Below are 19,721 nucleotides of genomic sequence, written 5' to 3' on the forward strand. Positions count from 1 at the left end.
ATTTCTTTCTTCGTTAGGTCTTTAAGGGCTGTGAAACATCCCCCAACCACTCCGCTGCCTTCGCCGCCGCGCTGGCGGTGGTGAAGATCGCCCGGTTGTCGCCCTTGAGCGCCTTCAGCCAGCTGGCGAGGTAGCAGCCATGGTCCGGACGCGGCGTAACCGACAGCCCGAGGTCGCCGCACAGGAAGGCTGAGCCGAGCTCGGCGACCAGCTCTTCCATGGCATAGGCCTCGTCACCGAAGCGCTTGCCGAAGGTGCGGGCGAGACGGTGGTCGGCCCCGGTCCAGTGCACGAGCTCGTGGAGCAGGATGGCATACCAGTTCTGCGCCGGGCTGGCGGTGTCCGTGGCAAAGAACCGCTCGCGGTCGGGCATGGTGATCGTGTCGGTGGAAGGGGTGTAGTGTGCGCTGTCGCCCTGAATGCGGATGGCAGCACCCGTTGCGCTGATGAAGGCGTCGACATCAGCGATGGGATCGAACGCCTCGGCCTCCGGCACTTCGGGCAAGGCATAGCCCTCGACCTGCGCGATGTTGAACACATGCGAGCCTTGCGCGAAGATCCGGCCCGCGCCCTCGCGCGCTTCCTCTTCGATGCCTTCGGGCTTGTCCAGCACCTTGTAGAACACGATCGGTGAGGCCTTCTCACCCTTGCGGACCTGAGCGCCCAGCGAATGCCACTGGCGATAGGTCGCCCAGAGACCGTGCCCGAACTCCTGCGCCTCGGCGCTGGCCCAGAGGGCGAGGACATTGACCCCGCGATAGGCCTTGCGGGTGACCGCATTGATGGGCCGGGTCAGCGGGGCGCTGCTGCGGTGCCAGGGAAGGGTGTAGTCGCCCGTGCCGCGCTCCAGTGCGGCGATGATCTGGTTGGTGATGGTATCGTAGATGCTGGCGGTTGCAGTGGTGGCCATGGTGGTAAATCCTTCGTCCTGTCGTTGGGAACGCGGATGAAGGAACGGGCCGGATGGCCGGGCGGGTCAGCGCAAGGCGCGAAACAGCCAACACGGGAGGGCAAAGCCCGAATGGAGCGGGCAGGCTGTTGATCCCGCCTGGCACGGCCTGTTCTACAGGGAGCAGTTCATTCCAATGGCAGGGCGAAGAATGCCATGGCCCTGCGTTCACGCAGCGCGCGATCAGCCGAGACCAGCCCCCAGAGATTTCGTCTTCGCGGCCTCCGGCGCACTCACTTCCATGGCGGTCTGCTTTTCGCCCGCGCGCTCGTGGATGGCGCGGATCAGCCGCGCCTTGTCGTCGGTCGTGACAATGGCCTCGGACTTTGCGCGCGAAAGCGCGACGTAGAGCATCTTCTGATCGACCAGATTGGCGGAGCGGCTGTCGGCGTGGATCAGGACCCGCTCGGCGGTCTGGCCCTGCGCGGCGTGGGCGGTCTGGACATAGGCATGGCGCAAATGGGCGTCGCGCGGGTTGGTCAAATCGAGACGCTGCTCACGGCCCTTAGCCAGCGCGATGGTCGCCTGCTGACGCTCGGGATCGATGCCGGTTACGGTGCCACGCAACCCGTTGATGCGCCCGGCCTCGCGGTCGTTGCGGGTGAACTGCACGCGGTCGCCCGTCTGCAGCTCCATCGCCTTCAGCTCAAAGACCTCCACCTTGCCCGCACCCCACTGGCGCAGCCGCCAGTCAATGGCTGAACCGTCGGTCGACTTGAGCGATATTGCGGCCTTGTCCGGATCGACGCGCTCGACCCGGTAGGCGGCCCCGCGCGTCACGCCCTTGTCGGCATAGTCACGCAGGAACCGGACAGTATCGCCCGGCGCATAGTTCGCCGGATCGCGGGCCTCGATGCGTGACAGGTTCTTGGCGACCAGGCTTTCCATGGTGACGGCAGGGCCGGACAGGACCCCGCTGGCGGCAAGCTCGCGGCGGATATCAGCGGTTAGCGTATCGCGGCCATCGCGGGAAGGCTCAATCACAAGGGTGCGCGCCCGCTCGCTGGCGTCCAGTGCAGCATAGGCCTTGGCCATGGCAGCAAAGCGCTCGCCCTGACTGCCATGGGCAATGATCTTCCCGCCGCCGCGCTCCAGAGCGTCCAGTGCCTTGCGCGCATCGCCTTCGATCGATGCCAACACCGCCTCGCGGGTGGCGGTATTGGTCTGGCGCACAACATTATCGAGCCGCGCCGTCGCCATGCCGGCGGATTGCAGCTGGGCAAAGGCTGCGCCTGCGCCGACGGAGCCGAGCTGTTTCACATCGCCCACCAGAACGACGCGTGCCTTGCTGTCAGCAGCGAGGCCGATCAGCGCAGCCATATCACGGGCCGAAAGCAGCGATGCTTCATCGACAATCCAGACCCCGCCCGACAGCGAAGCGCTGTTGCGCGCCAACTGACGGGCCACGGTCTCGCCGTGCTGGCCGAGGGCATCGCCCAAGGTCTGCGCAGCGGACGCGGTTGGCGCAAGCGCGGTCACGGCCACCCCGCGCGCCTGCGCCTCGCGGGCAAAGGTCGCCAGAACGGTCGTGGTCTTGGCGGTCCCGGCATAGCCCTGAACGCCAGTGACGCGGTGTGGGCTGGTCAGCAGCGCGCGGGTGGCCGCTCGCTGGCCTTCATTCCAGGGGTGATCGGATCGAAGCTCGGCGCGCGCGACGGCGCTGGCTGCCTGCTTCGCCGACAGGATCGGAGCCCCTGCCCCGCGCCCATCAGCCTCCAGACGCAGCAACTGTCGCTCATGAGCAATGTTCTCGGCGGTGGTGAACCCTGCAAATTCTGCGCCGCGCTTGTCGAGGAAGGTGCGCGGCACCAGCGCGCCGTCGCCCTGCGCGCGGGTGACAGCCGCGCTGATCTGCGCAGCGGTCACGCGGCCCAAGCCATAGCGCCCGGCCTCCTTCTCCAACTCGGCAGCAGCGAACACCGACTGGCGCTCGCTAAGATTGGCGGCGGCAAGCGCAACCGCCTGATGCGCAGCGATCTGGCCCCGCGCGGCCAGCGCGCTGCCATGCTCACTGCTGGCCGCCGCTTCCTTGCTGGCTGCGACCAGACCCTCCCGCGCGCTCTTTCCGAACCCTGCCGCATCGGCCTCAGCGCGCCAGGTGTTCACCAATTCGCCCCGCTCCGGACTCTGCTTCGCCTCGCGGGTATCGAGCGCGGCGATCTGCTTTTCCTCAGCGGATGCGGTCGCTCGGGTCTGGCCGCGCTCGGCGAGCCGGGCTTCGACCTGGGCGGCACGTTCGCTGAAGGCGCGGATCACGGCGGCGGGGACGCCCTTGATCTCGAACAGGGAGTCCTTGCCCTGCTCGATACCGTAGCCAAGCGCGCGCACGCCCACCGCCAGCTCTTGGCGGTAAACCGCGCCGATGGCTTTCTGCAGCTGGTAGAGCGCGCGCGGCTCCAGGCTGCGCCAGTTCCCATTGGCGTCCTGCGTCATGTTCATGATGACATTGTGGGTGTGGAGCTGCGGGTCCTGTGCCCGGCTCGTGTCATGTCGGAAACTTGCAATGACAAGATTGTCGGTGGTGTGCCGCTCAACCGCGCCCGGAGTGCGTATGAGGGTGGCGGCGGCATGGCGCTCGACATAGGCGAGCGCTGCCTTGACGGCATTGGCATGCGCAGCGACCAACCTCCGATCCCCCGCCACCTCGGCCATGATCGAGACCGACTTGGGCGCGCTCATGGTTACGTCCCAACCTGGCCGATGTTGAAGCTTGCCCTCGCGCATGGTGCCAAGCTGCTGGCCATGGGGCAGCGCGCCATCAAGGATGGCGCGGAAGGTCTCCCGATTGACTTCGCCGGATAGACCCAGCGCCTTGGCGCCCTCGCCCTGCCATTCGCTGGGCGAGATGCCACCATCGGCGTAGTAGTCGTCAGCCTCATAATAGCTGGAAGCGGCCGCCGAACTGCCGACCGCGCCAATGGTGGCAACCATCAGACCGGCCCCTTCAGGGTCGTGGCGGGATCATCCTTGGCCCTGCCGCTGTCAGCCTTCTTCGGCATGCGGTTCCACAGCATCCGGCTGATATGAGCTGGGACAAAGGCCGGATGGCGGGCAGGCCCCCGCGCATCGATGTGCTCCCGCGTCAGGCGAATTCGCCCCACTGGCAAGGCATCCGGCAACTGCAGAAAGCCGTGATGCGGTTCGAGACGGAGATCGCTCTCGATCACAGCGGGCCGCACGACGCGGGTGCTGCCGACAGACGTGCGCCCGCTATGCGGCCCGGTCTCGAAGCTGTCCGACGCGCTGCGCACTTCCACCTCGACATCGCCGATATTCTGCGAGGCCCATTGCCGCGTGTCACGGTCGATCAGCTGAAGGTAGAGCTTGGAATTGCAGCAACCGAGCAGTGCCTCGGCGCTGTCGCGGCCATAGCGGCGGTGCATCTGGCCGATAGCCTGAAAGGTCAGCACCACGCTGGCCCCGAACTTGCGACCCTCGGGCAAGAGCCGGGTGAGATTATCGACGCGGGGAAGATCGGCCAGCTCATCAAGGAAGAACCACATGCGCCGCTGCGAGGATGGCGTGAGCCCCAGCATCGCACTGGCGGCACATTCCAGCCAGCAGGCCAGCAGCGGCTTCATCGCCTCGAAATAGTCTTCCTTGCGCGGCACGAAGAGCCAGGGTTTGGGCCCCTGATGCGCGTCCAGCCCGGCAATGAATTCCCTAAACGCAAAGCTGCCGCGATCCCCCGGCTCGCGCCACAGGAACTGCAGCAGCGTCGCGGCCTTGGCGAGCATGAACAGCACGCTCCCCGTAGCCCGGTCTGCGTCGTCGGCAAAGGTACGCGCCGATGAGGTGCCTGCCAGCCAGACCTTCATCTCCTCCTTGCCCTTGACCTGAAGAGCGTCGAGCAGGTCGGGCAGCGTGGTTCGCCCCTCTGCGCTCAATACCCGCAGGATATTGGCGACAAGAATGCGACTGGTCTCCAGCCACACATCGTCATCGCGCTCGCCTGTCTCGGAGACCAGCTGGCGGGCGATGCGATCGGCGTCTGCCGGATGGGCAATCTCGGAGAATGGCGACCAGAACGACGAGCGTTCGTCAAAGGGATTGAGGATGATGTCCCCACGCTCGGGGCAGTAGTAGTGGGTGATGAACTCGCCTGAGGTGTCATAGACCAAGGCAGGTTCGCCGCGCGCTTCGACCTGGTCGAGCATCTGGCGCATGACGGTGGTCTTGCCCGCCCCGGTGGTGCCGAGCAGGGCGAAATGACGGCACTCCAGCCATGACGGAATGCCGACCGAAGCAATGCGGATCGAACGCGCATTGGTCGCCTTGCGGGTCAGCTTGGCAAGCGCGCGCTCCGAAACGATCCGCGTACCGGCAATGATCCGGTCGCGCGCGGCTTCCTTGCCCTCGCTGCGTATCCAGATGGCAACGCCGAAGCACAGCAGCATGCCGATCAACGCGCCAAGGGTGCCGCCAAGAATGGCCTTTCCGAAAAGGTCATCCCAGCACCACAGCCATATTCGGTCATTGGCAAGCACGCTGGCAGGAACGTGCGCGGTTCTGTTCATGAACTGCACCATGATCTCAGGATCGCTGCGCCCGCTCGCGAACCAGCTGACCGCCACACCCTGTGCGTGCTGGTAGGCGCAAGCGAATTGGCCCGGCGCCGGATCATGGCTGGCGAGCAGGAATGCCCCAAATCCTGCGCTACCGGCAATGGTCCAGGCATAGGCGCGCCACCGGGCCGCAAGGCCTGCGATGCCCTGCTTGAACTTACCCTGCCCCCGCAGGAGGTTGTCGCGGTCGCGGCTCATGACAGCGCCTCCGCTGCCAGTGCCCGCTGGCGGCGATAGGCCGCCTGCGCCGCTTCGCCGGTTACGCTGTCGGTGCGGTCGGCATCGCCGTCGCCACGCAAGGCCGCGCGGCGGGCATAGGCATAGGCCGCGCTGGCCGTGAACAGGCTGCGATCTAGCAGCGCCTCGATCACGCCAAGCCGCGCATCGAATGCCGCCATGACGTCATCGCCAGCGTTGCTGCCGGCCGCCATTGGGGCATCGATGACAGCGCTAAGCCCGGCCTCGATCACCCGCGACAGGGCCTGATAGCGGGTCAATCCGCGCGCCTCGGCATACCGCCGGATCATCACTTCCTGCCCCATCGGCACCCGTACCGAGAGCTTGACCCGGTTCATGGCCGCACCACCCGGAGCGCGCCATGCGCGCGCTCCCGAAATGGCGCAAATGCGCGGGTTTCCAGCACGCTGCCGAAAGAGCGCGCGCATCGCCCCCCACGAAAACGGCGGTTGGCCGCCATCGACGAGTCAGAAAGGTGTGGTCGAAAATACTTGGCTCGATGCGTAGCATCGCAGCCTTTCTCCGGTTCCAGCTTGAAGCCTGCTTTGCTCATTGATCGCCTCCCGGCTTGGACTTCCGGGAGGCGACGAAGTCGCGGATCACTGCGTGATCCGCCGCGTCCACCGCAGCACGATCCTTGAAGGGCTTCTGGGCAATCGAGGGCAGGTACTGCATGGGTCGTCCGCCGATCCAATCGTCCACGATGCCGTCAACGGCCCCGCGCAGGCGCTGACGCAATTCGCGAGCGTCGATGGGGTCGAGTTTGGCCCATTCAAGCTGGCGCTCGATATACCCGCCCAGGGGGTATTCGCGCTGGTCGATGATCAGCGGCGGGCCTTCGAACTGAACGTTGTAGCGCACCCCCTTGAACCGGTCGAACAGCGGGCGCTGTAGGTAAAGCCAGTCCTCGATGAAGCCGCGATAGGTCGCGCCATCGGCCCCAGGCCGCTTCATCTTCTGGACGAAATCATCGATCATCGGACCGACCATTGCGGCCTGAAAATCAGCGGAGGCGACGATCTCGCAAAACAGGTCGCGGCGGTAGGTCATGACAATCTCCGAATGGTATGGGGATGAGGCGAGGCGCTGATCACGGCCTCGTCGATAGCTGAGCGGACCCGGTCCGCGAGGTTGCTGGCATGCTCGGCATTGAGCCACAGGCGGGTGGTACCGACCGAGAGATAACCGCCGCAGCAGGTCCCTTGCGGACCGCCGACCGGCCAGTTCAGCAATTCGATAGCGACCGCGTGGCCCGCGATACGTTCAAGGCTGGGCGCAAGCTCGGCGATGGCGCGGGGGCGGTGCAGAGGCTCGCCGCTCATGACGGCCTGCCCCGTCCGCCCGGATCGGTACCCTCGGTGCGGTCATCACCCAGATAGGTCTGCGACGGCAGCCCGGTCATCCAGGCGCGGACATCGGCCTCGCGCCAGCGGATCTGGCCATTTCCGAGCCCGCACGGCGACGGAAACCGGCCTTGTCTAGTCATGCGGTAAATGGAGGTGCGGCTGAGCCGCAGCAGCGGAATCAGATCCTGCGTGGTCAGCAGGCCCGGGAAGGGTTGTTGTTCCATCGTGCATCCTTTGGCTTCGTGTGGAAGCAGGAAGGATGTTGAAAGCGCAGGGCATTGCACGTTGTTACCCGGTAATTACCGAGTAATCTGCGGCCACTCGCCGAGGTCGGATTGACAGCAGGCTATTTGCGTTGGGTCGGATCAATCCGGCCGCGCACGAAATTCCTGAATTCACTGTATCGGTGGGTGTTGGAATATCCGATCATCTTGCTGACTGACTCGTCCTTGAAGGTCAGTTTCTGCCCATACTTCTCGAACATGAGCTTCGGCAGCTTCTGCATGATGTCGCCCACGTCCATGAATGGGTTTTTCTTCACCAGCTCATGGGTCACCCGCTGGATTACGCGAAACTCTTCGTTCCAGGTCTCATCCCTATTTTTGCTCGCCAAGTAGGCTTCGAGCAATTTCTCGAACTTGTCGTCCGCCAAGCTATACAAGTGGTGCGCCTCGCGGGCAGGACTGCTCGGTTTCGCAGCGGGCAATGTCAATCCGGCTGCCATGCCGGATATGTCCGGCACAATTGCTGGTGCGGCTGTTTCGGTTTCTGGTGCCGCCGAATCGGTTTCTGGCGGCGACGTTTCCAATGGCAGCGATGGCGATCCGGCGAGCGGTATCGAGCTGTTCGTTGCTTCCGTGCCGGGTACGCTCACGATAATGCTGCCCTTGGGCGGCTTGCGATAGGCCCGCCTGGTCTCGTCGAAACGGCTGTCGAGCAAGAGGATGCGTCCATTGTTTCCTGCAAAGACCGAGGGAGGAATGGAATGTCGCACCCCTGTTTGGGCATCCAAGGCCAGCGTCAGAAACGTACCGTTGCGCAGGTCGCGAAGGTAGTCATCAAGCCGGTCCAGCCACCGGTGCTCTTGTTCGGTTTTCGCGCAGAACTGCAGCGTCAGAGCCGATAGCTCACGGTGATCGCGCGCAAGGTGAATTGCCCCCATGACCGCAAGCAAGGCAATTGCGCCGGAAAAGTTGGTCAGCAACATCCCATCCGGTGTTCGCGATGAGAACCACCCCAAAGCCGCCATGCAGCAGGCTAGTCCAACGAGAGCTGGCCGGGCCAGCCTGCGCCAGTGCCAGTCCTCGGCTCCCGCGAAGATGCGATTGACGACAGCTTCGCCAAACAGTTCGACAGGATGGCGGTCTGGCAGTTCGCCATGACGGATCATGAAGTGCTGCCAAAGCGTGGGAAGGTTTTCGTCAGCCCCGATTGTCATCGCTGCCGTGTGCGCTCATTCTGAATAACAGCACTGAGTGGGTTCGGCAGTCTGACAAGCTGGTGCATGGCTACGTCCACACCTGGAGTGACATCCTGAAAGTCATCAAGTCCCAATATTACTGCGATGTATGTGGCGGGCAAGTATCATGGATGGGCGACCACTGACGATCTCAGACGCCTTGAGCGTGCTTTTCGATCGTGAGGAACAGCAGCAGCTTGGAGGGGCAACAATAGCCGGATTTCAACGGGCCGTTGAAAACTCAATTCCACTGAAACAACAGGGCGGGTGGCAAGCTTCGACCTTCAGGTCAGGCGCTCGCAGCAGGGTCGCAAGGAAGACCAGATCTGCTCAGTCACTTCGCTCAGCGATACGCTGTCGATACCGATGGAGTCGGTATAGGCCTGCCACTGCCTGACTTTGAGCGGATCTTTGGCAAAGGCGTCTGTTAGGCCCGCTGGAGCATCTACCGGCACTGCCGTTGCGCGGCGCGCGAAGGTCGCGGCGATGGCCTGCGTCAAGGAAGCTTCGTCGAGGTCGAGCGCTGCCGGGATGGTCCAGAGGTCATAGTAATCCTTCATTCGCCCGTTCACGACGCCCAGCGCAACAATCGCCTGAAACTTTTCGGCGATGACCGTTTCGGGCGGATAGGCGCGGATATTCGGGATCGGTGTCCCGAGCAGTGAGGGATAGTCGATGACGTGCTCGGGCCGGGTCAGGGCATCGCCGAGGCCCACATCAATGGTGATCGGGATGCGTGCACCATCGAGCATGGCGACAGTCTTGAGCCGGACGCCGCCGTAGATGTTGTCTTCCCGGATTGCCGCAGCCGTCAGCTGCTCAATGTCGAATATCAATCCATCCTTGCCATCGATGGCCATGATGTCGGCGAAGATTTCGCGCAGGCGTTCTTCGTCCAGTTCGCCAAAGCCGAGGAAGTCTGCATCGCGCGTGGTGCGATGATCGTCGCCGGTCCACACTGTCACGAGCATGCCGCCCTTCAGCACGAACTGATCGCGGTGCCGCGATTGCACGAGGCGGTAGATCAGCCGTTCCAGTCCATAGTTGACCAGCACAAGGCCAAAGTCTCGCTGCTTTTCGAGCGAGAGATTGCGCAGCCGCTGGCGCACTGATGCGGCCAGATTGGTGATGTCCTTAGCCATTCTGCACCAGAGCCTCGAGATAGGGGCGCATGATCTTCCATGCTCCGCAGTCCTTCGCTGCCTGCGCAATCTCGGCAGGCGTTGCCTTGCGCTGATCGATCGCGTTGCGCAGGCTTTCAATGGCTACGGAGCGGTCAACAAGCCGTGCGTTCCGAAATGCGTCTGCCAGCGACTTGGTGACAGAGTAGATCGCCACCCCGACCCCGGCGATGGTGTGGTGCTCGACACCATACCCGAGATAGGGCTCGCGGAGGCGGACGATGCGCACCTTCGGATAATCGACCTTCGGGGCCCAATCCTTCGCGCCGATGGCAACCCAGGCCTGGCGTGGCATCTGATCCGTAAGGTCGTGGTAGGCCAGCGCCGACACCAGACAGATAACCCCATCCGGGATACGCTTGCTGACTTCGGCAAGGGCCATGTGCGCGCTGTCGCCGCCATCCGGGAGCTGATAAAGGCCTCGACCTGCCCTTGTTATCTCACCATTGCGCACCGCTCTGGCTATTGTCGCGGCGGTCACGCCTTCCGCTTTGAGTTCGTGGGCGCGCATCATGGTTCGCTGCGTCAGCAGCGCTACGGCTCTGTCTCTTTGGGTCTGCAGCTCGGTCATTCGGATACTTTACATCGGACAAGGTGAAATATTGTCCGAGGAAACATATCATAGGCATGTCGCCTGACGCAATGGGCTCCAGGAAAGGAAGTGCACGCTACTGAACGATGGTTTTTGCTGCTGCCGGTTTAGTTTCCCTCCAAAACGCGTAGCCGAGCTTAGTATTTCTCCACGCTCTCAAACCAACATCGGGTCCGGCGATGCCCTCGGGTGTACCCACCTGATCGGATTGAGAATGCGCTCTGCGAGAAGTTCCGCAAACGGCACGATGCTCGCGCGCGCGCCTCTTCAAGAGCATCTCGTGGGATTTATCGGATATTGCGTTGAGGCGGAATGGCGGAAGCTGGCCAGGCAAGTCGACACCACTCTGCCGTCCACCCTCCCGACATCAGATCCCCGACCGGAGGGCATGGCCGGTGCCGCATAACCGAAAGCGCCATGAGATGACCGTAATCGAGTTCCGGGGACACCAATTTGTTACGTATTGAAACCAAATGACGCTAATAAATCGAACCAAAAAACTTGCATTGGGATGATACGCTGTGCTACATAGTGAAAGTGCCTGAAACATCACTTATAGACCCCAATCTTTTAAGCAATCTAGACTTGGGTGCATGGAAAGTGGCATTTCAATCTTCGAAATGTATATTCGTTAAACATATCAAATACTTATCTTTTACTTTGCCGTCCTCTTCTGGCACCATTTTCCCCGCGGCTTCGACAGCTCTCGGGGAAGCGATCAAGACATTTGAGATACTTGATCGCAGCAACAAGCCAATTTCGACTTTGCCTCACCGCAAGGGCCAGAGGGCTTTGCGGCCGATCACAGCATGCTGGGTGACCGGCAGGAAGCATGGCTGTTCGACCAGCTGGCGCGCTCCACCATCCGCTGGAACCTGATCGGACAGCAGGTGCTGCTGATGAATTTGCTCCGCGAAAGGGAAGGCAGTTCCGAACGGCTCACCGGCATGGATACATGGTCGGGCTATATGCACAGCCGGCGCCGGCTGCTCGATCATATCGACAAGCATCGGCCTGGCAATGTCGTCACGGTCAGTGGCGATGCCCATCTGCACTTCGCCGGGGACTTGATCCAGGACAATGGCGATGGACGGGTGATCTCCGCCGAGTTCAGCGCGACTTCGATCACATCGGGTGCCGACGGGACGGGCGATGAAAACCCTCGTGTGAAGAGTGCGCTGGCGGGCAATCCCGAGCTGAAGGCGATCACTGACAAACGCGGCTATCTGCTGTGCGAGGTCGGCCGCGATCTGTGGCATGCGGATCTCAAGATTCTCGACAAGGTGACCGAACCCGACGGTATCCTGACCAGCTACGCCCGCTTTGGCGTCGAACATGGCCGGCCGGGCATTATTCGTCTCTAGCGATGCTACGCGTGCTACCGGGCGAAGGCGAAGATCCGCCTTTCGTCCTGCGGCAATCTGCCAACCGTCCGGCCAATACCGTCAAGATGCGCGGTCGAACGCCTCGGCCACGAAATCGCGACCCAGTCGCAGGCCGACGGGGTCGACGCTGTGCGCGACGCCATAGGAAACATGCGTCGTGACGTCGACACCCAGCCGCCTGAGTTCGCTTTCCGCCACGTGCAGCGCTGCGACCGGCACGACGGGATCGGCCGTGCCATGCACCAGCAGCACCGGCGGCTTTGCAAGGTCGGCATGGGCAAGGCCAGTGGTTTCGGTGAGCATGCCCGAATAGCCCACCACCGCGGCGACCGGTCGTGGTCGGCGCAACCCGACATGAAGCGCCATCATCGTGCCCTGGCTGAACCCGACCAGGGCAAGATCGCTTTCGGTCAGCCCATATTGGTCCAGCTTGCGGTCGATAAAGGCGTCGATCGCAGGCGCGGCTGACGCTGCACCTGCGGCCAGTGCCGATGGGGCGAAGCCGGTCAGTCCCCACCACTGATACCCTGCACCCATCATCCCACAGCGCTGAGGCGCATGCGGCGCGAGGAACAACGTGTCTGGAAGCGCCTCCTGCCATTGCGGCGCGAGCGCGATCATGTCGGTGCCGCTGGACCCGAAACCGTGCAGCAGCACGATGATCTTCCTCGGCTTTTCGCCGGTTCGCGGCTGCAGGCTGGCGCCGTTGACAATTTTCGACACCGAAACTCTCCCATGATCGCGCAACGGCGCCTGTCGGTGGTAGCCGTTCCGGCCTGAAGGACAAGAAGCGTGCTGTCTTTCAGGTAAGTTTGCCAATCAGGGCTTTCCACCCGATGCCGGATGTTTCGGTGGCATTGCCGCTGCCCGCCCGGGGGTCGTGGTCCGTGGGCGGTCCACCGACCGCACAGGCTTTCGCTGTGATGTGCGTTGCTCACCTCGCAAGACCGGCACGACCTGCCACGCGCCTGGACGGTGCTCGCCGTCTCAGCCGGCCTCCCCGGATGCCGGGTCGTCATCATCCTCCGCCCGGCGCAAGATCTCGATCACGTTGCCAGCCATATCGTTGAAGAAGAAACCCTGGTTGCGGTCCTTGCCGACCTCGAGGATGATGGCGATCCCGGCCTTTGCCAGGCGGCGGCGCATCTGGTCATAGTCCCGCGTCTGGAAGCAGATGTGCTTGTGCCCCAGCGTGTGCAGATCGCGCCGCGGATCGCGCCGCTCCTCCGCCATCGGCTGCGGCGAGGGCACCTGGAACAGCTCTATGCGCATCGCGCCGCGCTTGAGAAACGCGGCCTGGATGTTGCCCGGAAGCGCAAACCGGCTTTCCAGGTGGAAGTCGAGCAGATCGGCATACCAGCGGGCTGCCGCGTCGATATCGGGGACCGACAGCGCATGATGGTGAAAATCGAGGGCCTCGCCCGTCATGCTGCCGTCCATCCGCCATCGATGATCAGATGCGTTCCGGTCATCATCGCCGATGCATCGGACGCCAGGAACACCGCCGCGCCCATGAGGTCGCTGACCTGGCCCAGACGGCCCAGCTGGATCTTGGACAGAACGGTAGACAGGAATGCCTGATCCTCGAAGAACGGCCGGGTCAGCGCGGTTTCGATGAAGGTCGGACACAAGGTGTTCGAACGGATGCCGTGGCGCGCGAGATCTAGCGCCATCGCCTTGCTCATGCCTTCCAGCCCCCATTTCGACGCGCAGTACAGCGACCGGTCGGGCCCGCCGACATGGCCCATCTGGCTCGACAGGTGGATCAGGCTGCCCTTCGTGCCAGTCTCGATCATGCGCCGCGTGCAGGCCTGCGCCACGAAAAACGCGGCCTTCAAGTTAAGGTCGAGCACCGCGTCGTAATCGGCTTCCTCCACGTCCCACGGCGGCATCGGGCGGTTTGTCCCGGCATTGTTGAGCAGGATGTGGAACGGTGCCTGCTCCTTGAAAAATGCGCGGACACCGGCCAGATCGGAAACGTCGAGCGTGACCGCGCGCGCATTTGCGCCGATCTGTTCGGCGGCAGCCTCGATCTCGAGGGCCGACCGCGCCACCAATGTGACCTCGGCGCCGGCTGCGGCAAAGGCCGCCGCGCAACCGAGCCCGATACCGCGCCCGGCACCCGTGACGATGGCCCGGCGCCCGTCGAGGCGCAGGCTGGGTGTCACGGGCAGCGGCTCTGGCGTAATGCTGTTCAAGCGGCGGTCTCGGGGGTTGGCGATGCCGAGCCGGCATAGGCGACATCGCGCTGACCATAGCGGCGCACCCGCAGATTGGCCTGCTCGCCGTGGCCTGCAAAGCCTTCGAGTGCGCACAGCCTGCTGCAATACTCGCCGATCAGGGCCGATGCGCAATCGGTGGTCACGCGCTGATAGGTGCAGGTTTTGAGGAACTTGCCCACCCACAGCCCGCCCGTATAGCGCGCCGCCTGGCGGGTGGGCAAAGTATGGTTGGTGCCGATGACCTTGTCGCCAAAGCTGACATTGGTGCGCGCACCAAGGAACAGCGCGCCATAATTGGTCATATGGGCCAGGAAAAATTCGGGATCGGCAGTCATCACCTGCACATGCTCGGATGCGATCTCGTCAGCGATCGCGACCATTTCGTCATTGCTTTCGGCCACGATGACCTCGCCATGGCTTTCCCAGGCCTTTCGCGCGTGCTCAGCAGTGGGCAGGATATGCAGCAGGCGCTCGATCTCGGCCATCGTGGCGCGCGCGAAGGCTTCGTTGGTGGTCAGCAATATGCCGGGGCTGTCCGGGCCGTGCTCGACCTGACCCAAGATATCGGTGGCCGCCATTTCAGGGTCGCAGCCCATTTCGTCGGCGATGATGAGCGTTTCGGTGGGGCCAGCAAACAGATCGATGCCGACCCTGCCAAACAGCTGGCGCTTGGCTTCGGCGACAAAGGCGTTGCCTGGCCCCACCAGCATGTCCACCCGGTCGATCGTCTGCGTGCCGATGGCCATTGCGCCAATCGCCTGGATGCCGCCCAGTGCATAGATGGCATCCGCGCCTGCCATGGCCTGCGCAGCGACGATCGCGCGCGCAGGCTTGCCCTGGAACGGCGGCGCGCAGGTGACGACCCGGGCGACGCCGGCAACCTTGGCGGTGATCACCGACATATGCGCCGAGGCGAGCAGCGGATATTTGCCGCCAGGCACGTAACAGCCGGCCGAATTGAGCGGGATGTTCTTGTGGCCCAGTACCACGCCGGGCATCGTTTCCACCTCGACGTCGGTCATGCTGGCGCGCTGAATCCGCGCGAAATTGCGGACCTGCGTCTGCGCAAACTCGATGTCCTTGCGCTCCTGCGGGCTCAGGCTGTCGACGCAGGCGTCGATTTCGGCCTGGCTCAGGCGATAGTCGTCACGGTCCCAGCCGTCGAACCTGATCGACATCTCGCGCACTGCAGCATCGCCGCGGCTTTCGATATCGGCCAAGGCCGCTTCGACAACGTCGCGGACGTTGCGGTCGTTCGATGCCCGGTCCGCCTGGGCCGTGCTGCGCTTGAGCCAGATGGCCATCAGCGTGTCTCCTCATGTTGGGATTGAATGGCGCGCAAGTGCGCCAGCGCGTCGTCGCACCCGATGACTTCGCCGATCTTTGCCTGGATATCGAACAGGTTGGCCTGCTGGACCGCGCTATCGCGGTCGCCGCTCGCCTCTCTGACAACGAATGGTGCAAAGCCGTGGCACAGGGCGTCGAGCGCGGTCGCGCGAACACAGCCAGACGTCGAATAGCCGGTGATCAGCAGCGTATCGACCCCGGCAGCCACCAGCATCCCGGCAAGTGGGGTGCCGAAGAAGGCCGACGGATATTGCTTCGAGACGACGATCTCGCTCGGCAGCGGCTGCAACGTGTCGGGAAACGCGCCCAGCGGTGAACCCTGTTCGAAGGCCTGGAGCGCGGGCACCTTGCGATAGAACATGCCGCCGCTGAAGCCGCCCGGTTCGTAGACGACATTGGTGAAGATGACGGGAACGGACGCGGCGCGGGCCGCGGCCAGCAGCCGCTCGTTGGCCGCCAATTCGGCTTCTACACCAGCATACAGCGGCGAATCCTTGGCGAGATAGGCCATTACCACATCGACGATCAGCAGGGCCGGACGCGATCCAAACGCCAGCGATCCGCCGAAACCCGCGGCTGCATAGTCGTCTTCGCGGCGGTGTTGCTCAGGCATCGTATCGGGCTCCCAGTTCGATCAGCGCTGCGGCACCGGTCAGGCGGTTCATGTCGTCAAGCCTCGCCAGCCGATCGGACATTGCGCGCGTCGAGCGGTCTGCACGCAGCGTCGCCAGCCAGCCGGGCGCGTGGTGGACGAAGCCGTGCATCAGCAGCAGCGGATGAAGCGCGATCGCAAAGCCCAGCCGCTCGAGTTCCGCGCCGTCGTCGGTGGGGGTGACCCCGCCTTCGACCAGATTGTGGATCAGCGGAACGCGCGCCGAAAACCGGTCCGCCACGCGTACCAACTCTTCGGAACTGCGCGGGCCTTCCACAAAGATCGCATCTGCGCCGGCTTCGAGAAACGCCTCGGCGCGATCGAGCGCAGCGTCGATGCCCTCACATGCCACCGCGTCTGTGCGCGCAAAGACCAGCATGTCCTCGCGCGCATCAAGCGCTGCCTTCACCCTGCCGACGGCCTCTGTCAAAGGCACCACCGTCTTGCCGGCCATATGGCCGCAGCGCTTGGGGAATCCCTGGTCCTCGATCTGGATGGCGCTGGCACCGGCGCGCTCGAAGCCGCGTACGGTGCGCTGCAGGTTGATGGCATTGCCGAATCCGGTGTCGCCATCGACGATCAGCGGCAGCTCAATGCGGTCGCGGATCTGCATCACCGCATCGGTGGCCTCGCTGGCGGTAATCAGCCCCATATCGGGCCGGCCCAGCCGGGCCATCGCGAGGCCGCCGCCAGTCAGAAAGGCCGCCTCGAAGCCCGCCTGCTCGACGAGCAGCGCGCTCAGCCCGTCCCAGCAACCCGGAACGCTGATCAGCGCTCGCGGTCCGTCCCGATTCGGCGACAGCAGCCCGCAGAGTGCTGCGATATGGCCTGCCGTCATCCCAGCTGGCCGGGAATGTGCGATTCATGGTTGGCGAGATACCAGTCGGCAATCTCTTCGCGCGTTGCCCACCAGACCCCCGGGAGCGACTTGGCATGGGTGATGAATTCCCGCAGCGCCCGGACCCGGTGCGCGCGCCCGGAGACATGCGGGTGCAACCCAACATTCATGATCCGTCCGGTCGCCGCACCTTCCTCGTACAGCACGTCAAGCTCTTCGATCAGCGCGTCCCGGAACTGGTCGGTGGTGAAGTTCTTGCGGGTGATGAACGTGAAGTCGTTGATCTCGTTCGAATAGGGGGTGGAGACGATCGGGCCATGCGGCGTCCTGAGCAGAAAGGGCTGATCGTCGTTCATGATGTCGCAGTAAAAGGTGCAGCCATATTCGGCGAGAATATCAGCCGTCTGCAGCGTGCCGCGCAGCGACGAACTCAGCCATCCCTTGGCCTTGCGGCCGGTAAACTTCTCATACTGCTCCAGCGAGCGAAGGATCACGTCGCGCTCCTTGGCCGGTTCGTGTGCGAAATTGGTCAGCAGCTCGCCCTGTTCCCAATTGTGCGCCAGCAATTCCCAACCGCGCTCGATCACCGCATCGGTCATGGCCTTGCGACGTTCGAACGTGACCGCATTGGTGGTGCAACTGGCAGGTACGCCGAGCTGATCGAAAAGGTCGAACAGGCGCCAGATGCCGACTCGCTGGCCATATTCGCGCCAGGTATAGTTCGGAAAATCGGGGGTGTTGCCCGGCAGGATGTCCGGTAGGATCGCCGGCCCGCCCGCATAATAGGGCTTGTCGGTGTCCTTGGTGAGATCCCAGGTTTCCAGGTTGAATGTCAGGATAAGCGCGACGCGTGCGCCGTTGGGCCAGCGCAGCGGCTTGCGATCGGGCAGCGGCACATAATCATAGTCCATGGATGGTCTCCGGTGATGCGGATTTCGGAGCATGTCCCCCTGAAGCGGCGCGTGGGGCAAACCTCAAGCCGCTGTTTGTTCGCCAGGCGGTCAACCGTCAGCCCGCGCGTCGAGGTCCGCCTCGATGCTTTTGGCGCATCTCTGTAGCGGAGGAAGCAGGTCCTTGGTCGCATTGGTGACAGCCACCGCCGCGGCGAAAAACGCCACGCTCAACGTCGCCTCGATCCTGCCATTGCGCATCAGCGGCACGGCAATTGACGAGGTCTTGCCGGGATTGCGCGTGAACTGGTTGTAGCTGCGTGCCGAATAGCCGTCTTTCCTGACCGTCGACAGCAGACCGCCGCTGGTCAGCAATTGCAGCATATGGTGCGTGTCATCATCGGCAGTCGGAGCGATGTGGCTGAGGATGGTCTGACGCTCGCTCTCTTCGCAAAAGGCGAGATAGACGATCCCCGAGGCGCATTCCAGGATCGGCATCGCAAACCCGGGATGATATTCGTTGAAAGTCAGCGATGTCAGCGAATGCGTCGAATCGCGCAACACCATCGTGCTGCCGACATGGGTGGAGATGGTGACCGGCCAGCCGATGTCGCGCGTAAGTTGCGCGATATGAGGCCGTGCAAGCTGCAGCAGGACGCTGTGCCCGGTAAAGCCATGCGACAGGCTCTGGACCATCGCCGTGGGCCGATAGCGCTTGCGGCCCCGTTCGCGTTCCACGAGCTGTTCGAACACCAGCGTCTGCACGATCCGGCAGGCGGTAGGATATGGCACCTTCGAAGCCTGGGCGATTTCCATCATGTTGAGCGACCCGCCGCGGTTGATCGCCTGCAGCACCGCGATCGCCCGGCTGATCGAGCGGATCGGGATGCCGCGATCGAGCGGATCGGCCTTGTCGAAGGCCTCCGCGCCATCTGCCATGAGGAAGGAAGCATCCGACTCGGCCAAGCCGGGTTTCGATCGCCTGTCGGTCAATGGGATGATGGTGGTTGCGGCCATGTGCGATTCCTTGAAGCTAGCAAGATACATTAGCGCAAGCGGGAATGGGTTCAATGTTGATACAATATCGCTGGCTTCAGACCTTGCTCGTCGCCGTGGCGCTGGTTCTGCCTGCTGCGGCTTCCAAGGCTGGCGCGGAGGCGAGCGCGCCGGCCTCCAGCCAGCCCCAGGACGCTGGACCGACGCTGATCACCATCGATCCAGTCGGGGTGGGGCAGGGCGATGGCCAGCCGATGAATCTGCGCATCACCGCCCCCCAGCAGGGCGGAAACCTGGGCGTGATCGTGCTGTCGCACGGCAATCAGCTGTCGCGATCCGATTACGGCCCCCTGGTGCGCCATCTGGCTGCGCACGGCTATGTCGTGCTGCAGCCCGATCATCCCGACGCTTCGGTCGACGGACTGATGCCCGCGGGTGAGCAGCCGGCCGATAGCTGGCTGGTCCGCGTCCGCCAGCTCGCCTGGCTCGGGCAGAACATCCGTGCCATCGTCGATGCGGTTCCACTTCTGAAGGGCAGGGTTGATCCGGCACGCATCGCGGTAATCGGCCACAGCTTTGGCGGGCATAGCGCCGCACTGGTGATGGGGGCGCGGTCCGGCGGCCAGGATCGGTCGTTCGACGTGCCCGGCTATCGCGCTGCGGTCCTGCTGGCTCCGCCGGGCAATTTCGACGGACTGACCCAAGCCTGGAAGCTCCGCGCGCCGTATCTCGCGATGGACTGGAGCACGATGCGAGGTCCGGTCCTGACGGTCAACGGCAGCATGGACATGACCCCGCTGACCGAACAGGGCGCGGACTGGCACAACGATGTCTGGCGGGGGTCGTCGTCCGGCGGGGCCATGTGCCTGATGACGGTCGAGGGTGCGGGCCATTATCTTGGCGGCATCGACAGCTTCCTGCGCCCACCCTTCGGCGATGCGAGCGCCGGTCGGCGGGCGGCGCTCTTTGGTACGGTGGTCGAATTTCTCGATTCCGCGCTGTCGCCGCAGCGCGGCCGGGACTTCATGGCACGGCGCGAAGATCTGTCCTGCAAGTGAACTC

Annotated in this window: 20 protein-coding genes and 1 pseudogene; 2 read left to right on the forward strand and 19 right to left on the reverse strand. The window is 63.5% G+C overall.

The features are described from left to right. Positions 1-13 precede the first annotated feature (13 nt). From LI72_RS12625 to LI72_RS12670, 11 genes are all read right to left on the reverse strand, one after another. Positions 14-910: an ArdC family protein gene (locus LI72_RS12625; protein WP_033926126.1), complete on the reverse strand. Its 897-nt coding sequence runs from the start codon at positions 908-910 to the stop codon at positions 14-16. 222 nt (positions 911-1,132) lie between these two features. Continuing rightward, positions 1,133-3,880 (reverse strand): MobF family relaxase, encoded by a 2,748-nt coding sequence (mobF, locus tag LI72_RS12630; RefSeq protein WP_033926127.1) that lies wholly within the window; start codon positions 3,878-3,880, stop codon positions 1,133-1,135. Then, positions 3,880-5,712, reverse strand: a complete 1,833-nt coding sequence (locus tag LI72_RS12635; RefSeq protein ID WP_052129778.1) for a type IV secretion system DNA-binding domain-containing protein — start codon at positions 5,710-5,712, stop codon at positions 3,880-3,882. Before LI72_RS12635 ends, mobF begins: the two co-directional genes overlap by 1 nt. Then, complete coding sequence (locus LI72_RS12640) at positions 5,709-6,089, reverse strand: hypothetical protein (RefSeq protein WP_033926128.1); 381 nt, start codon at positions 6,087-6,089, stop codon at positions 5,709-5,711. Before LI72_RS12640 ends, LI72_RS12635 begins: the two co-directional genes overlap by 4 nt. Continuing rightward, positions 6,086-6,304: a hypothetical protein gene (locus tag LI72_RS20495; RefSeq protein ID WP_231562463.1), complete on the reverse strand. Its 219-nt coding sequence runs from the start codon at positions 6,302-6,304 to the stop codon at positions 6,086-6,088. The genes LI72_RS12640 and LI72_RS20495 overlap by 4 nt, the downstream gene beginning before the upstream one ends. Then, positions 6,301-6,801, reverse strand: a complete 501-nt coding sequence (locus LI72_RS12645) for a hypothetical protein (RefSeq protein WP_033926129.1) — start codon at positions 6,799-6,801, stop codon at positions 6,301-6,303. Before LI72_RS12645 ends, LI72_RS20495 begins: the two co-directional genes overlap by 4 nt. Next, positions 6,798-7,073: a hypothetical protein gene (locus LI72_RS12650; protein ID WP_033926130.1), complete on the reverse strand. Its 276-nt coding sequence runs from the start codon at positions 7,071-7,073 to the stop codon at positions 6,798-6,800. Before LI72_RS12650 ends, LI72_RS12645 begins: the two co-directional genes overlap by 4 nt. Further along, positions 7,070-7,321, reverse strand: a complete 252-nt coding sequence (locus LI72_RS12655; protein WP_052129779.1) for a helix-turn-helix transcriptional regulator — start codon at positions 7,319-7,321, stop codon at positions 7,070-7,072. Before LI72_RS12655 ends, LI72_RS12650 begins: the two co-directional genes overlap by 4 nt. A 122-nt stretch (positions 7,322-7,443) precedes the next feature. Beyond that, positions 7,444-8,487: a hypothetical protein gene (locus tag LI72_RS12660; RefSeq protein ID WP_197051895.1), complete on the reverse strand. Its 1,044-nt coding sequence runs from the start codon at positions 8,485-8,487 to the stop codon at positions 7,444-7,446. A gap of 353 nt (positions 8,488-8,840) precedes the next feature. Beyond that, a complete protein-coding gene (locus tag LI72_RS12665) occupies positions 8,841-9,698 on the reverse strand; it encodes a nucleotidyl transferase AbiEii/AbiGii toxin family protein (RefSeq protein ID WP_033926132.1) in 858 nt (285 codons plus the stop codon). Next, positions 9,691-10,308 carry a type IV toxin-antitoxin system AbiEi family antitoxin domain-containing protein gene (locus tag LI72_RS12670; RefSeq protein ID WP_033926133.1) on the reverse strand — a complete coding sequence of 206 codons (618 nt, stop codon included), beginning with the start codon at positions 10,306-10,308 and terminating at the stop codon, positions 9,691-9,693. Before LI72_RS12670 ends, LI72_RS12665 begins: the two co-directional genes overlap by 8 nt. A gap of 806 nt (positions 10,309-11,114) precedes the next feature. On the opposite strand from LI72_RS12670, the pseudogene LI72_RS12675 reads away from it, so the two are divergent. After that, a pseudogene (locus tag LI72_RS12675) lies at positions 11,115-11,693 on the forward strand (alkaline phosphatase D family protein); the annotation flags it as partial. Positions 11,694-11,774: 81 nt separating this feature from the next. On the opposite strand, the gene LI72_RS12680 reads toward LI72_RS12675, so the two are convergent. From LI72_RS12680 to LI72_RS12715, 8 genes are all read right to left on the reverse strand, one after another. Beyond that, the gene (locus LI72_RS12680) at positions 11,775-12,437 is read right to left on the reverse strand and encodes an alpha/beta hydrolase (protein WP_052129781.1); all 663 of its coding nucleotides are present in this window, start codon (positions 12,435-12,437) and stop codon (positions 11,775-11,777) included. Between the two features lie 264 nt (positions 12,438-12,701). Next, on the reverse strand, positions 12,702-13,142 hold the full coding sequence (locus LI72_RS19080) for a VOC family protein (RefSeq protein WP_197051896.1): 441 nt from the start codon (positions 13,140-13,142) through the stop codon (positions 12,702-12,704). Continuing rightward, complete coding sequence (locus LI72_RS12690; protein WP_231562464.1) at positions 13,139-13,912, reverse strand: SDR family NAD(P)-dependent oxidoreductase; 774 nt, start codon at positions 13,910-13,912, stop codon at positions 13,139-13,141. Before LI72_RS12690 ends, LI72_RS19080 begins: the two co-directional genes overlap by 4 nt. After that, a complete protein-coding gene (gene hisD, locus LI72_RS12695; protein WP_033926134.1) occupies positions 13,909-15,240 on the reverse strand; it encodes a histidinol dehydrogenase in 1,332 nt (443 codons plus the stop codon). The genes LI72_RS12690 and hisD overlap by 4 nt, the downstream gene beginning before the upstream one ends. Beyond that, the gene (locus tag LI72_RS12700; RefSeq protein WP_033926135.1) at positions 15,240-15,896 is read right to left on the reverse strand and encodes an isochorismatase family protein; all 657 of its coding nucleotides are present in this window, start codon (positions 15,894-15,896) and stop codon (positions 15,240-15,242) included. Before LI72_RS12700 ends, hisD begins: the two co-directional genes overlap by 1 nt. Further along, complete coding sequence (locus LI72_RS12705) at positions 15,889-16,773, reverse strand: isocitrate lyase/PEP mutase family protein (protein WP_081984891.1); 885 nt, start codon at positions 16,771-16,773, stop codon at positions 15,889-15,891. The genes LI72_RS12700 and LI72_RS12705 overlap by 8 nt, the downstream gene beginning before the upstream one ends. Further along, on the reverse strand, positions 16,770-17,684 hold the full coding sequence (locus LI72_RS12710; protein ID WP_033926136.1) for a polysaccharide deacetylase family protein: 915 nt from the start codon (positions 17,682-17,684) through the stop codon (positions 16,770-16,772). The genes LI72_RS12705 and LI72_RS12710 overlap by 4 nt, the downstream gene beginning before the upstream one ends. Before the next feature lie 90 nt (positions 17,685-17,774). Next, positions 17,775-18,680: a helix-turn-helix domain-containing protein gene (locus tag LI72_RS12715; RefSeq protein WP_081984968.1), complete on the reverse strand. Its 906-nt coding sequence runs from the start codon at positions 18,678-18,680 to the stop codon at positions 17,775-17,777. Positions 18,681-18,733: 53 nt separating this feature from the next. Here LI72_RS12715 and LI72_RS12720 point away from each other — a divergent pair, with 53 nt between their 5' ends. Continuing rightward, positions 18,734-19,717, forward strand: a complete 984-nt coding sequence (locus LI72_RS12720) for an alpha/beta hydrolase family protein (RefSeq protein WP_197051897.1) — start codon at positions 18,734-18,736, stop codon at positions 19,715-19,717. Positions 19,718-19,721 lie beyond the last annotated feature (4 nt).

Source organism: Sphingomonas sp. 35-24ZXX (genome assembly GCF_000786215.1).
In the GTDB taxonomy this organism is placed as follows: Bacteria; Pseudomonadota; Alphaproteobacteria; order Sphingomonadales; family Sphingomonadaceae; genus Blastomonas.

Coding starts and splice junctions, on each gene's coding strand:
- LI72_RS12625 (WP_033926126.1), bottom strand. CDS start 910: ATGGCCACCACTGCAACCGCCAGCATCTACGATACCATCACCAACCAG.
- mobF (WP_033926127.1), bottom strand. CDS start 3,880: ATGGTTGCCACCATTGGCGCGGTCGGCAGTTCGGCGGCCGCTTCCAGC.
- LI72_RS12635 (WP_052129778.1), bottom strand. CDS start 5,712: ATGAGCCGCGACCGCGACAACCTCCTGCGGGGGCAGGGTAAGTTCAAG.
- LI72_RS12640 (WP_033926128.1), bottom strand. CDS start 6,089: ATGAACCGGGTCAAGCTCTCGGTACGGGTGCCGATGGGGCAGGAAGTG.
- LI72_RS20495 (WP_231562463.1), bottom strand. CDS start 6,304: ATGAGCAAAGCAGGCTTCAAGCTGGAACCGGAGAAAGGCTGCGATGCT.
- LI72_RS12645 (WP_033926129.1), bottom strand. CDS start 6,801: ATGACCTACCGCCGCGACCTGTTTTGCGAGATCGTCGCCTCCGCTGAT.
- LI72_RS12650 (WP_033926130.1), bottom strand. CDS start 7,073: ATGAGCGGCGAGCCTCTGCACCGCCCCCGCGCCATCGCCGAGCTTGCG.
- LI72_RS12655 (WP_052129779.1), bottom strand. CDS start 7,321: ATGGAACAACAACCCTTCCCGGGCCTGCTGACCACGCAGGATCTGATT.
- LI72_RS12660 (WP_197051895.1), bottom strand. CDS start 8,487: ATGATCCGTCATGGCGAACTGCCAGACCGCCATCCTGTCGAACTGTTT.
- LI72_RS12665 (WP_033926132.1), bottom strand. CDS start 9,698: ATGGCTAAGGACATCACCAATCTGGCCGCATCAGTGCGCCAGCGGCTG.
- LI72_RS12670 (WP_033926133.1), bottom strand. CDS start 10,308: ATGACCGAGCTGCAGACCCAAAGAGACAGAGCCGTAGCGCTGCTGACG.
- LI72_RS19080 (WP_197051896.1), bottom strand. CDS start 13,142: ATGACGGGCGAGGCCCTCGATTTTCACCATCATGCGCTGTCGGTCCCC.
- hisD (WP_033926134.1), bottom strand. CDS start 15,240: ATGGCCATCTGGCTCAAGCGCAGCACGGCCCAGGCGGACCGGGCATCG.
- LI72_RS12700 (WP_033926135.1), bottom strand. CDS start 15,896: ATGCCTGAGCAACACCGCCGCGAAGACGACTATGCAGCCGCGGGTTTC.
- LI72_RS12705 (WP_081984891.1), bottom strand. CDS start 16,773: ATGACGGCAGGCCATATCGCAGCACTCTGCGGGCTGCTGTCGCCGAAT.
- LI72_RS12710 (WP_033926136.1), bottom strand. CDS start 17,684: ATGGACTATGATTATGTGCCGCTGCCCGATCGCAAGCCGCTGCGCTGG.
- LI72_RS12715 (WP_081984968.1), bottom strand. CDS start 18,680: ATGGCCGCAACCACCATCATCCCATTGACCGACAGGCGATCGAAACCC.
- LI72_RS12720 (WP_197051897.1), top strand. CDS start 18,734: ATGTTGATACAATATCGCTGGCTTCAGACCTTGCTCGTCGCCGTGGCG.